At 50.2% G+C, this 12855-nt stretch carries 5 protein-coding genes, 13 tRNA genes and 3 rRNA genes; all 21 read right to left on the minus strand.

Translation table 11 applies throughout. From position 1 onward, the window contains the following. Positions 1-51 precede the first annotated feature (51 nt). Entirely contained in the window at positions 52-1485 is a 1434-nt protein-coding gene (locus K2F33_RS03510) for a CdaR family protein (protein ID WP_263881013.1), read from the minus strand. After that, positions 1478-2308 (minus strand): diadenylate cyclase CdaA, encoded by an 831-nt coding sequence (gene cdaA / locus K2F33_RS03515; RefSeq protein WP_076176252.1) that lies wholly within the window; start codon positions 2306-2308, stop codon positions 1478-1480. Before cdaA ends, K2F33_RS03510 begins: the two co-directional genes overlap by 8 nt. Before the next feature lie 199 nt (positions 2309-2507). Beyond that, positions 2508-3122 (minus strand): zf-HC2 domain-containing protein, encoded by a 615-nt coding sequence (locus K2F33_RS03520; RefSeq protein ID WP_076176254.1) that lies wholly within the window; start codon positions 3120-3122, stop codon positions 2508-2510. 119 nt (positions 3123-3241) lie between these two features. Next, the gene (sigW, locus tag K2F33_RS03525) at positions 3242-3808 is read right to left on the minus strand and encodes an RNA polymerase sigma factor SigW (RefSeq protein WP_076176256.1); all 567 of its coding nucleotides are present in this window, start codon (positions 3806-3808) and stop codon (positions 3242-3244) included. Positions 3809-3996: 188 nt separating this feature from the next. Continuing rightward, positions 3997-6792, minus strand: coding sequence for a phosphoenolpyruvate carboxylase (gene ppc, locus K2F33_RS03530; RefSeq protein ID WP_076176258.1), 2796 nt, complete (start codon positions 6790-6792; stop codon positions 3997-3999). A 1221-nt stretch (positions 6793-8013) separates the two neighbouring features. Beyond that, positions 8014-8087 (minus strand) — tRNA-Gly (locus tag K2F33_RS03535). Between the two features lie 56 nt (positions 8088-8143). Then, positions 8144-8217, minus strand: a tRNA-Pro gene (locus tag K2F33_RS03540). 23 nt (positions 8218-8240) lie between these two features. Further along, positions 8241-8317: transfer RNA gene (locus tag K2F33_RS03545), tRNA-Arg, on the minus strand. Positions 8318-8320: 3 nt separating this feature from the next. After that, positions 8321-8395: transfer RNA gene (locus tag K2F33_RS03550), tRNA-Gly, on the minus strand. An 11-nt stretch (positions 8396-8406) separates the two neighbouring features. Beyond that, positions 8407-8490: transfer RNA gene (locus K2F33_RS03555), tRNA-Leu, on the minus strand. A gap of 18 nt (positions 8491-8508) precedes the next feature. Further along, positions 8509-8584: transfer RNA gene (locus K2F33_RS03560), tRNA-Lys, on the minus strand. 4 nt (positions 8585-8588) lie between these two features. Next, positions 8589-8663: transfer RNA gene (locus tag K2F33_RS03565), tRNA-Gln, on the minus strand. A 51-nt stretch (positions 8664-8714) separates the two neighbouring features. Next, positions 8715-8790: transfer RNA gene (locus K2F33_RS03570), tRNA-Val, on the minus strand. A gap of 125 nt (positions 8791-8915) precedes the next feature. Beyond that, positions 8916-8987 (minus strand) — tRNA-Glu (locus K2F33_RS03575). A 7-nt stretch (positions 8988-8994) separates the two neighbouring features. Further along, positions 8995-9070 (minus strand) — tRNA-Thr (locus tag K2F33_RS03580). A gap of 3 nt (positions 9071-9073) precedes the next feature. After that, a tRNA-Asn gene (locus K2F33_RS03585) sits at positions 9074-9149 on the minus strand. A gap of 7 nt (positions 9150-9156) precedes the next feature. After that, positions 9157-9273: ribosomal RNA gene (rrf, locus tag K2F33_RS03590) — 5S ribosomal RNA — on the minus strand. Positions 9274-9332: 59 nt separating this feature from the next. After that, a 23S ribosomal RNA gene (locus tag K2F33_RS03595) occupies positions 9333-12261 on the minus strand. Positions 12262-12451: 190 nt separating this feature from the next. After that, positions 12452-12527, minus strand: a tRNA-Ala gene (locus tag K2F33_RS03600). A 44-nt stretch (positions 12528-12571) separates the two neighbouring features. Continuing rightward, a tRNA-Ile gene (locus K2F33_RS03605) sits at positions 12572-12648 on the minus strand. Between the two features lie 45 nt (positions 12649-12693). Continuing rightward, a 5S ribosomal RNA gene (gene rrf / locus K2F33_RS03610) occupies positions 12694-12810 on the minus strand. Positions 12811-12855 lie beyond the last annotated feature (45 nt).

Consider the following 12855-nt stretch of genomic DNA (forward strand, 5'->3'; position numbering starts at 1 on the left):
ATTGATCTCCTTTTTGAGTGCATCTCTAGTTACTATATGAGTTCGTTCAGATCAGGGTGAGCCGGTATCTGTCTGTGGCTCCTGCCCTTCCGGCGGCGTGGTGTCACCCGCCGTTCCATTGTTGTCTGTCTCATCCACGTTCGTCGAATCCGTCTCGGAACCTGAATTGCCGCCTGTTCCTTTATTGCCGTTGTCGGTCGTTCCCTTGCTGTTATCTTCAGGCTTCGAGTCCGGCTGGGTCGACGTTGCTGCAGCATTATCTTTGATCTCTATGGTCGCCGTTAGCGCATTTCCCTGATCCACCCGCGAAACATAGCGTGGGAGGACCACCTGCAGGTTCACCTGATGCGTACCGGGCTTCAGGTTACCAACGCTGGCGATGAGCTGAATGTCATCCTTTGTCAGGCTGTTCAGCAGTCCAGGAGCGCCGCTCAGCTTAAGCGACATGGTGACGCTTGCCGGGCTCTTGATCGCGGCCTGCACGTCAGAGCCGGCCCCGCTGATCTTAATCGGAATGTCGTCAATCACCCGCTGAGAGTTGGACACCGTGGTGATTTCAACCTCCATAGAGCTCGGCTCGATTTTCTCAAAACCCTGCGGCGGCGTCAAGTCCACAGGAAGTACCATTGTTCCCGCTTCCTTGATCTGCCCCAAATCCACATCGACGTCATTATAGGACTTTATTCCCGCAAGCGCATCTTGAGAACCGTACAGCTTCACGGTAGTCACGCTTGGCTGAGCCTTGGAAATCACGAGGCCGTCAGGCAGTTGGCCGGAATAGTGCAGTTCGATCGGCACCTCTTTGTAGGGCGGCGTAATCGGTACGACCACGGAGATGGTTGACGGCTCAATTACCGCCCCCTCAATTTCCTTCCCCTGCTTGTCCAACGCGGTCAGCTTCACCCGCTTTTCCTTAATCGTTGCGTCTTCTCCATCAATGGATACCGATCCTTGAATCTTATCGACCCTTTTCAGGTCGCTTTCAGGCAGCGTAACAGACACTGTAGCCGGTTCCATCGTAATGCTGCCCATCTGATATCCGGCTGCCGGCTCCCCGCTCGTCACGATCGATACAGGGAAAGAGGATGTATCCCTCTTTTCAATATTGACAGTCACGGTTGACGGCTGAACGTTGACCACCTCAATTCCCGAAGGAACGTCTACGGTCAGCGGCAGCGTGCTGGTGCCTACTTTGGCTTTGCTCAGGTCCAGCCTTACTTTATAATCTTCCGAGTACATCGAGAGCAGGTCCGACTTTTTTCCTTTGACCTCAAGCTGAACCTGATCCGTGTCCATGGCGCTCAGAATATACTTCTTCTCATCCAGTCCAAAAGCCTGTACCTTCACATTATCAATGATCCGTGAATCAATTTTAGCGGTTGGAGTAGGCGTCACATCGTTCAAATGAACCATGCTCCAGAGCAAAATACTTACGGCAAGCGCCAGCACTTTCGAAATATTGTTGTTATTGATCCACTTATTCATGATTATCATTCCCCTTCCGCTTCCAGAAAACAGGACGTTTTTCTTTCGCAGAGGAATTTGGACGGAGCTCTTCATACAGTTTCGATATTAAGGATTCTTCTTTAATATCACGAACGACCTGACCGTTAATGGCCAACGATATTTGTCCGGTTTCCTCCGATACGACGATGGACACCGCATCCCCTACTTCACTGATCCCGATGGCCGCCCGGTGCCGGGTGCCCAGCTCCTTGCTGATAAAAGGATTCTCGGACAGCGGCAAATAGCAGGCGGCAGCGGCGATCTGCTGGTTCTGAATGATCACGGCACCGTCATGGAGAGGTGTATTCGGTATAAAAATGTTAATGAGCAGCTGGGAGCTCACCATGGACTGCATAGGAATCCCGGACTCCGTATATTCATTGAGACCTGTCTCCCGTTCAAATACGATTAACGCTCCGATCTTTCTGCGCGCCAAATAGTTCACGGCCTTAATGACTTCGCCGATCAGCTTATTGAGCTGTTCATCTTCCGCCGATGAGCGGCCAAACAGCTTGCCCCGCCCCAACTGCTCCAGCGCCCTCCGAAGCTCCGGTTGGAAGATGATAAAGATCGCCAAAATGCCAAAGTTAAATATCTGGTTCATAAGCCATTTAAGGGTGTACAGATCAAACCATGTACTGAGCGCCCAGATGATGACCAGGAACAAAATCCCTTTCAACAGCTGAACCGCCCGGGTCCCCCTGACAAGCAAAATGACCTGATAAATGATATATGTAACGATGGCGATGTCAATGATATCTTTAATGGACTCTTTCCACGTTAAGTCCGCAAAATAACTCATACTTAGGCCCCCATACTCCCCTTCATGATGATGGGTCTCTATGTCATTTAATTTCCCCTATATTACCTAGGTTATAACGTACACCTTCAGGTTGCAAGCGGCCGCGGTTTCAAATTGGAATCATTTATAAATATTGCCAACAAAAAAGACGCCCGCTTTGTCCCAAAGAGGCGCCAATATCCACAAATATCAAGATTTACTAACGATAGGCGACATCAGAGAACATGTTTGTGATTTTATACCATATCCAGTCCATCGCCTGATCAATGCTCTTCACCTGACCCGAAATATGGGCGGTTGAGGCTTGGTACAGCGATCCATCGATGACCGTCAAATTACCTTGGACGTCACCATAGATCTGAGTCTTTCCATTTTCTACCGTCAAATTGCCCGCAATACTCTTGCCTTCAGGCACGATGACCGTGTTCCCTTCAATGACAACTTGATCCAGATCACTGCCTTTAACCACCAGTTGGGTATCCTGATCCCAGAAGCTCACGGTACTAAACAGCATCACTAAGACAAATATAGCCGCGGCTGTAATGGCCGGATGTCTCTTGACCCATGTAAGCCATAGCTGCTGCTTCTTCTGCTTCGGGAGAGAATTCATGATCCGCTCAGTCAGCTCAAGAGATGCAGACGGCGTATGATGCGTCAGTGAGTACATCAGCATATCCGTCTGTTCCAGCTCTTTAAACTGCATCCGACAGTCAGGGCAGGACAGCATATGGGTCTTAAGCTCCAACTGCTGCTCCTTGGACAAGTCGTCATCTAAATAATCATGCATTAAAGAGACGGCTAATTTGCAATCCATTCTGAGCCAATCCTTTCATTAATATGAATGTATTCAATCTCCCCGGTTCAGGGGCACAGGTCAGTTTCATTTGTAATACGTACAGGTTCTGAAGAAGTTTCAAAACCGAAGCTCGTTTTCTATAATTTGGGCTCTAATTTTTTGCGCAAAAATTCGCGACCCCGGTGCACCCTCGTTTTAATCGTTGTTACGGGCATTCCCAGCACATCGCTGATTTCCTGCAAGGACAAATCCTGCAAATACCGGAGGACCATGACCGACTTATACTTCGCCGGAAGGCTCTCGATCGCTTCGTAAATGATCTGCTGCGTCTCCGAGATCAGCGTCTCGCTCTCAGGCGTCCGGTTATCGCTTGGAATCATCGAATACCCGTCCATACCTTCCTGGTCGTTCATCTCAGCATCAAGGGAATAGGTCGGTTTCCTTTTCCTCAGCCGGTCGATGCATAGATTGGTTCCGATGCGGTAAATCCATGTGGAGAATTTCTGATTCTGGTCATACCTGTCCAAATTTTTATATACGCGTAAAAAAGTCTCCTGAACGACGTCCTCCGCTTCGTGGCGGTTGTTCAGCATCCTGTAAGCCAAATGATAAATTTTGTCCTTGTACAGTTCCACAATTTCGGCAAACGCCCGCTGGTCTCCTTTCAGAGCCAGTTTTGTCAGCCGGTTTTCTATATTTTCCATCAAGATTCCCCCAGACTTGCTGATGGGTACGACAACAATTTATTTTTCCATTCAAATCGTAAATGAAGTCTCTCTAAAAAGCAAGACAAGCCGTATAACAGAACAATAGGAAAGCCGCAGCACCTGGGGTTCAGGCACAGAGCTTTCCTATTCTGGCTTCAGGGATGCTTATTGAAGTAATCGTATCATCAGCCTGTGTTCCGGAGTCCCGAGGCAATGCCGTTGATCGTGAGCAGAACCTCACGCAGCAATTCTGCATTATCCTCATCCTGTTCGCGCAGTCCGCGGAGCTCGCTGAGCAGCTGTACCTGCAAATAGCTGAGCGGATCCACATAAGGATTGCGGAGGCGGATCGATTCCTGAATGACAGGCACATTATCCAGAATTTCTTTTTGTCCTGTAATTTTCAAAATCAGCTCTGACGTCAGCTTGAACTCTTCCTCAATCAGTCCGAAGATACGGCGGCGTGCCTCATCGTTGCGGGCCATGCCGGCGTATTCCTTGGCAATGACCATATCCGCCTTGGCGATCGCCATTTGAAGGGAATCGATCAATGAAGTGAAGAAGGAGAACTTTTCGTACATCTCCTGCATCACCTTCAGATTCTCTTCCTTGTTCTGATAGAAGCTCTGGAGGCCTGTACCCGCGGCGTACCATGCAGGAAGCAGGTAGCGGCTTTGGGTCCACGAGAACACCCACGGAATGGCACGCAGATCTTCAAAACGGTCGGTATTCTTCCGCTTGGAAGGACGCGAACCGATGTTCAGCTCTCCGACTTCAGGAAGCGGCGTGGATTCCTTGAAGAATGCCAAGAAATCCGGATCACGGAAGATCAGATCCTGGTACTTGTTCCGGGAAACCTCGGACATCTCGCGCACGATCTCATCCCATTGGGCTTCGTTTACGTCATCCTCTTCCGGCGAACGTGCGTTGATTGCTGCCGTCACCAGAGCCGATGTTGCCTGTTCCAAACTGCGGTAAGCAATGCCCTTCAGCGAATAGCGCGAGGAAATGACCTCACCCTGCTCGGTGATCTTGATGCCTCCGCCGATGGTAGAAGCCGGCTGAGCCAGAATGCTGCGGTTCAGCGGCATGCCGCCGCGACCCAACGATCCGCCGCGTCCGTGGAAAAATTTCAGCTTGATGCCGAACTCGCTGGCGACAGCCGTCAGCTCTTTCAGAGCTACCCGCAGTTCCCAGTTGGCTGTAACCGCGCCGCCGTCCTTGTTGCTGTCGGAGTAACCCAGCATAATTTCCTGAAGGTCGTTCCGGGCCGTAATGCTCTGACGATAAATCGGCAGTTTGAAAAGCCGTCTCATAATTTCCGGAGCGGCGTGCAGGTCCTCTATGGTCTCGAACAACGGAACCGCCTGCAATGTACATTCTACGGTACCGTCCGGAAGTTGCCGGAACAGCCCGACTTCTTTGGCGAAGACCATGACTTCCATAATGTCACTGGCTCCTTCAGCCATACTGATCAGGTAGCTGGTAATGCAATCCTTACCGTAATCCTGCTGTGCTTCCTTGACTACCCGGAATACATCCAGGCACTCTTTAGTACTTGGGCTGTAGTCCTGATATACCGACGAGATCGGTCTCGGTTCGCTCAGCAGCTTCGTGAGCAGCTCAATCTTCTCCTCTTCGGAAAGCGCTGCATAGTCCGGCGTAATGTTGCTCTTCTCCAGGACCTCTTTCATCGCATTCTCATGTTCCTGGCTGTGCTGACGGATATCCAGCGCCGCCGTATGGAAGCCAAACAGCTCCACCTGGCGAATCAGCTTCTTGATATAAGTATCTGCTACATAGTCCGCAAAATGGAAGCGAAGACTGCGGTCAATAATGCTCAGGTCTTCGATAAACTCCGCTGGCGACGCGTAGGACTCGGCTGTTCCTTTTTTACTGTCGTCCAGAACGTTCGCGATTTTCTCCATCATGTAAACCAGTTTAATACGGTATGGTTCCTTCGCATTGTTCCAAATATCCCTTTTTGTAACGGTTACATTTGCACGGTCCCGTTCAATGGAATCCTGAAGTTCCTTGGAAACTTCTACTATGGAAGTGCTGAAGCTCAAATACTGCATATATTCAACTAAAATGCGCTGATATTCCCGAATAGCCAGCTTGCGCTGCATACGAAGCGTCTGCGAAGTGATTTCGGCCGTCACAGATGGGTTACCGTCACGGTCGCCGCCGATCCATGAGCCGAATTTCAGGTACGTAGGTACGTGCCAGAGGTGTCCCGGATAATACTTGGTCAAGCAGCGTTCCAATTCCTGATAGACGTCAGGCAGTACGTGGAACAGCGTCTCATGGAAGTAATACATTCCGTTCCGGACCTCATCCAGTACCGTAGGCTTACGGGCTCTAAGCTCATCCGTCTGCCACAGCGTAATGACTTCGTTCAGCAGCTTCTCCCGAAGCTGTTCGCGCTCGCGGAACGTAAGAGTCGGATTATCCAGCAGCATGACATCTTCGGAAATCCGTTTATGAATATCCAGAATCGCTCTGCGCATAGCTTCCGTCGGATGGGCGGTCATTACCAGTTCCAAGGACAGGCTCTCAATAATGTCCTGAACTTCTTCGACCGTAAAGTTCCGCTCTTTCAGTTCCTTGATGGCCATCTCGATCGAATCGGGCTGAACGCTTTCTCCAGCTGAGCGCTCATAGTCCCGTTTTCTGCGGATTCGATGATTTTGCTCGGCGATATTCACAAGCTGGAAGTAAATCGCAAAGGCGCGAATCACCTGATGGCGAATATCCGGCTCAAGGGTTTCAACCATCTTTTTGAATTCTTCATACAATTCAGGCAAAAAAACAGAACGTAAAGATTTGCTTGTTTCACGGATCTTCTCAACGATATCTAAGAGTTCATTGCCCCCTTGATGGACAAGCACTTCCCCGAGTATGTTCCCCAAGAATCGCACGTCACGCCGCAGCAAGTTGTTTGAATTGCTTTTGTTCGCGGTTACCGTAAGTTCAGTCATGCTACTCCTCCCGTCTCTATCCCGTCTGTATTGCTTTCTCTTTGTTCATACTTTCTTAACATCATACAATAAATCACATCGAAAATCTGCACTTTTATTAAATAAAGCGCAGATTTTCGCGTAAAAACACGATGTAAAATATGTATTTTCATTCAGTCATGCCTAATTCCTGACATATGGTTTAACAGATGTTGTGAATAATACAGCGGTTTTCATTCTAAATAAAATACCGCATTGAGTTTATTTATGCATAGCCCAGATGCTTCAACCACTATTTACCACATAACTTAACTCATTAAACAAATCATCTCGTTAATATTTAACATGAGGTTAGTTTAACGGAAAATCTCTTTGGACCTTTTCATTACAGCAGCTGATTTAACTATGCTCTCTTGTTAACATAACTGCTAGTTCATTGATCAACATAGAACACATATAAAGAAATCATGGGCATAACCAATAATAGATTGTGTATAGCTTGCTTAACTAGGCATAGTAAAAATTTTTAAGAATGCAATTGCTGTGGGTATTAACCCTCCATTTAAAAGGGCTAGAGGGGCAAATAAGGCGGTTATAGAGACAAGCAGGTAAACCCCTTAGAGAGATACCTAGTAATCGTGCATAACAGCCCTTAACAGCCCTTTCAAGGCATCTCAAATTTAAAAGCGGACCTTCGGCCAGCCATTGACGTTAGATCTTGACGCGCGTCCTGAGCGGGTTCCTTCATTGAAGACGGCACGGACGGTCGTACCCACGCTGCGTAGGTTTTCTCCCACACAACCGCTCAAAATAAAAAAACGCCTTTCGGCGTTATGTTTTATGTATGGAGCGGGTGATTGGAATACTCAACATCTCGATTAAATAAGCGTGCCTTCGGCCCGCCATAGAGGTAGATGTTGACGCGCGTCCTGAGCGGGTTCCTTCAATGAAGCCGGCACGGACGGTCGTACCCACGCTGCGTGGGTTCTCTCCCACACAACCGCTCTAAACAAAAAAACGCCTTTCGGCGTTATGTTTTATGTATGGAGCGGGTGATGGGAATACTCAACATCTCGATGAAAAAGCGGACCTTTGGCCCGCCACAGAGGTGGATGTTGACGCGCGTCCTGAGCGGGTTCTTTCAGCGAAGCCTGCACGGACGGTCGTACCCACGCTGCGTAGGTTCTCTCCCACACAACCGCTCTAAACAAAAAAACGCCTTTCGGCGTTATGTTTTATGTATGGAGCGGGTGATGGGAATCGAACCCACGCTATCAGCTTGGAAGGCTGAAGTTCTACCATTGAACTACACCCGCAGATCTCCGTGCAAGCCTTGAAACAATCATGACTTGCACGAAGCTGTGCATGCGTATCGGGATGACACGATTCGAACATGCGACCCCCTGGTCCCAAACCAGGTGCTCTACCAAGCTGAGCTACATCCCGATATCTATTGTAAAACAGTTAAATGGCGCGCCCTAAGAGATTCGAACTCCTGACCTTTTGATTCGTAGTCAAACGCTCTATCCAGCTGAGCTAAGGGCGCATATGGAGCGGACGACGGGAATCGAACCCGCGACCCTCGCCTTGGCAAGGCGATGCTCTACCGCTGAGCCACGTCCGCATTAAACAAAGTGGTGCGCGTGGAGGGACTTGAACCCCCACGTCAAAGACGCTAGATCCTAAGTCTAGTGCGTCTGCCAATTCCGCCACACGCGCAAAACCTGTAAATAAAACTGGTGAGCCATGAAGGACTCGAACCTTCGACACCCTGATTAAAAGTCAGGTGCTCTACCAACTGAGCTAATGGCTCTCACTGGCTGGGGATATAGGATTCGAACCTATGCATGACGGAGTCAAAGTCCGTTGCCTTACCGCTTGGCTAATCCCCAAAGTTACGAATAACTATAGTCTGCCCAATTTTAAGTATTTCATATCATGAATGGTGGAGGCTGAGGGGATCGAACCCCCGACCCTCTGCTTGTAAGGCAGATGCTCTCCCAGCTGAGCTAAGCCTCCATGCAAACTATGTACCCATTAAAAAAAACGATGACCCGTCCGGATCTTTCCTTCGTTTAAAGGCAGCAAAGCTTGTCCCAACGAAAGTACATCCGACGAACCTTATGTGGAACAAAACAAGAAAGTGACCCGTATGGGATTCGAACCCATGTTACCTCCGTGAAAGGGAGGTGTCTTAACCCCTTGACCAACGGGCCACAAATATGGAGCTCTCAACCGGGATCGAACCGGTGACCTCATCCTTACCATGGATGCACTCTACCTACTGAGCTATGAGAGCAAATGGCTCCCCGAACAGGACTCGAACCTGTGACAACTCGATTAACAGTCGAGTGCTCTACCAACTGAGCTATCAGGGAATATACCGCTTGGCAACGTCCTACTCTCCCAGGACCCTTCGGTCCAAGTACCATCGGCGCTGGAGGGCTTAACGGTCGTGTTCGGGATGGGTACGCGTGGAACCCCTCCGCTATCGCCACCAAACGTTCAAGTGTTTGATCACCTGAAAACTAGATACGAAACGAATCTACATTTTATATTTATTGGATAAGCCCTCGACCGATTAGTATTGGTCAGCTCCATGCATTGCTGCACTTCCACCTCCAACCTATCTACCTCGTCGTCTACAAGGGGTCTTACATACTGGGAAATCTCATCTTGAGGGGGGCTTCACGCTTAGATGCTTTCAGCGCTTATCCCGTCCGTACGTAGCTACCCAGCCATGCTCCTGGCGGAACAACTGGTGCACCAGCGGTACGTCCATCCCGGTCCTCTCGTACTAAGGACAGCTCCTCTCAAATTTCCTACGCCCACGACAGATAGGGACCGAACTGTCTCACGACGTTCTGAACCCAGCTCGCGTACCGCTTTAATGGGCGAACAGCCCAACCCTTGGGACCTACTTCAGCCCCAGGATGCGATGAGCCGACATCGAGGTGCCAAACCTCCCCGTCGATGTGGACTCTTGGGGGAGATAAGCCTGTTATCCCCAGGGTAGCTTTTATCCGTTGAGCGATGGCCCTTCCATGCGGTACCACCGGATCACTAAGCCCGACTTTCGTCCCTGCTCGACTTGTAGGTCTCGCAGTCAAGCTCCCTTCTGCCTTTGCACTCTTCGAATGATTTCCAACCATTCTGAGGGAACCTTGGGGCGCCTCCGTTACTCTTTAGGAGGCGACCGCCCCAGTCAAACTGCCCACCTGACACTGTCCCCATACCGGATCACGGTACCAGGTTAGAACCTAGATACGATCAGGGTGGTATCCCAACGGCGCCTCCACCCAAGCTGGCGCTCAGGTTTCAAAGGCTCCCACCTATCCTGTACAGATCGTACCCAAATCCAATATCAAGCTGCAGTAAAGCTCCATGGGGTCTTTCCGTCTTGTCGCGGGTAACCTGCATCTTCACAGGTATTAAAATTTCACCGGATCTCTCGTTGAGACAGCGCCCAAGTCGTTACGCCATTCGTGCGGGTCAGAATTTACCTGACAAGGAATTTCGCTACCTTAGGACCGTTATAGTTACGGCCGCCGTTTACTGGGGCTTCGGTTCACAGCTTCGGGTTTAACCCCTAACCGCTCCCCTTAACCTTCCAGCACCGGGCAGGCGTCAGCCCGTATACTTCGCCTTGCGGCTTCGCACAGACCTGTGTTTTTGCTAAACAGTCGCTTGGGCCTTTTCACTGCGGCCCCCTCGTGCTATTCACACTACCGGGGCACCCCTTCTCCCGAAGTTACGGGGTCATTTTGCCGAGTTCCTTAACGAGAGTTCTTCCGCGCGCCTTAGAATTCTCTTCTCGCCTACCTGTGTCGGTTTGCGGTACGGGCACCTTCACCTGGTTAGAGGCTTTTCTTGGCAGTGTGAGATCATGACCTTCGGTACTGTAATTTTCCCTCCCCGTCACAGCCCAGCCTTAAAGTGTGCGGATTTGCCTACACACCAGCCTCACTGCTTGGACGAGCATCCATCAGCTCGCGTCACTACCCTCCTGCGTCACCCCATCACTCATAACGGTTTACGGTGGTACAGGAATTTCAACCTGTTGTCCTTCGATTACGCCTGTCGGCCTCACCTTAGGTCCCGACTTACCCTGAGCGGACGAGCCTTCCTCAGGAAACCTTGGGCTTTCGGCGGATCAGATTCTCACTGATCTTTTCGTTACTCATACCGGCATTCTCACTTGTATACGCTCCAGCACTCCTTACGGTATACCTTCAACGCTGTATACAACGCTCCCCTACCCCTGATGCAAAGCATCAAGCCATAGCTTCGGTGGTGTGTTTAGCCCCGTTACATTTTCGGCGCAGAGTCACTCGACCAGTGAGCTATTACGCACTCTTTCAATGGTGGCTGCTTCTAAGCCAACATCCTGGTTGTCTGTGCAACTCCACATCCTTTCCCACTTAACACACACTTGGGGACCTTAGCTGATGGTCTGGGCTGTTTCCCTTTTGACAATGGATCTTAGCACTCACTGTCTGACTCCCGGTTACAAGTCAATGGCATTCGGAGTTTGACTGAGCTTGGTAACCCTTGCGGGCCCCGCACCCAATCAGTGCTCTACCTCCACGACTCTATTCACCGAGGCTAGCCCTAAAGCTATTTCGGGGAGAACCAGCTATCTCCGAGTTCGATTGGAATTTCTCCGCTACCCCCACCTCATCCCCGAATTTTTCAACATTCGTGGGTTCGGGCCTCCAGTGCGTGTTACCGCACCTTCACCCTGGACAGGGGTAGATCACACGGTTTCGGGTCTACGTCCACGTACTTAATCGCCCTATTCAGACTCGCTTTCGCTGCGGCTCCGGCTTCTCACCTTAACCTTGCACGGGAACGTAACTCGCCGGTTCATTCTACAAAAGGCACGCCATCACCCATAAACAGGGCTCTGACTTCTTGTAAGCACACGGTTTCAGGTTCTATTTCACTCCCCTTCCGGGGTGCTTTTCACCTTTCCCTCACGGTACTGTTTCACTATCGGTCGCTAGGGAGTATTTAGCCTTAGCAGATGGTCCTGCCAGATTCATACGGGGTTTCACGTGCCCCGCACTACTCGGGATCCGTCTCGGAGGGAACTGACTTTCGGCTACAGGGCTTTTACCTTCTATGCCGGGCCTTTCCAGACCTCTTCGCCTAACCAATTCCTTTGTAACTCCATGTGAGACGTCCCACAACCCCGGCCAGCAAGCTGACCGGTTTAGGCTGTTCCGCGTTCGCTCGCCGCTACTGACGGAATCACTCTTGTTTTCTCTTCCTCAGGGTACTTAGATGTTTCAGTTCCCCTGGTATGCCTCACCATAACCTATGTATTCAGTTATGAGTGACTGACTATTACATCAGCCGGGTTTCCCCATTCGGACATCCCCGGATCAAAGCTTGCTTACAGCTCCCCGAGGCAGTATCGTTGTTCGCCACGTCCTTCATCGGCTCCTAGCGCCTAGGCATCCTCCGTGTGCTCTTAGTAGCTTAACCATAATGACTCCTGTTTGACTTGCTTCGCTCTCTTGTTTTGCGCTGCGCGCAAAGCCAAAGTCGCTCACCAATCCAAACACTCGTCTGCTACTTTTTACTTCTTGGTCTTTCAATGAAGACACAAGCAGCTAAAAGGATATTTCTAAAACGCAGATTCGTTTCGTTATCTAGTTTTCAAGGATCAAATATTTGGTGGAGCTAAGCGGGATCGAACCGCTGACCTCCTGCTTGCAAGGCAGGCGCTCTCCCAGCTGAGCTATAGCCCCATAAATAACCCCAATAAGTGACTTACACTTGAATGAAGTTTATATGGTGGGCCCTAGTGGACTCGAACCACCGACCTCACCCTTATCAGGGGTGCGCTCTAACCAACTGAGCTAAGGGCCCATATCGTGTATGGGAATTATTCATTTGAAACCCATAAGGGTTTGCGCTTGGCAACGTCCTACTCTCCCAGGACCCTTCGGTCCAAGTACCATCGGCGCTGGAGGGCTTAACGGTCGTGTTCGGGATGGGTACGCGTGGAACCCCTCCGCTATCGCCACCAAACGCGTTTGAAAGAGGTTTGCTCTCTCAAAACTGACCAACGAGTGA

The organism is Paenibacillus sp. PSB04, from assembly GCF_025809195.1.
GTDB classification, from domain to species: domain Bacteria; phylum Bacillota; class Bacilli; order Paenibacillales; family Paenibacillaceae; genus Paenibacillus_AQ; species Paenibacillus_AQ favisporus.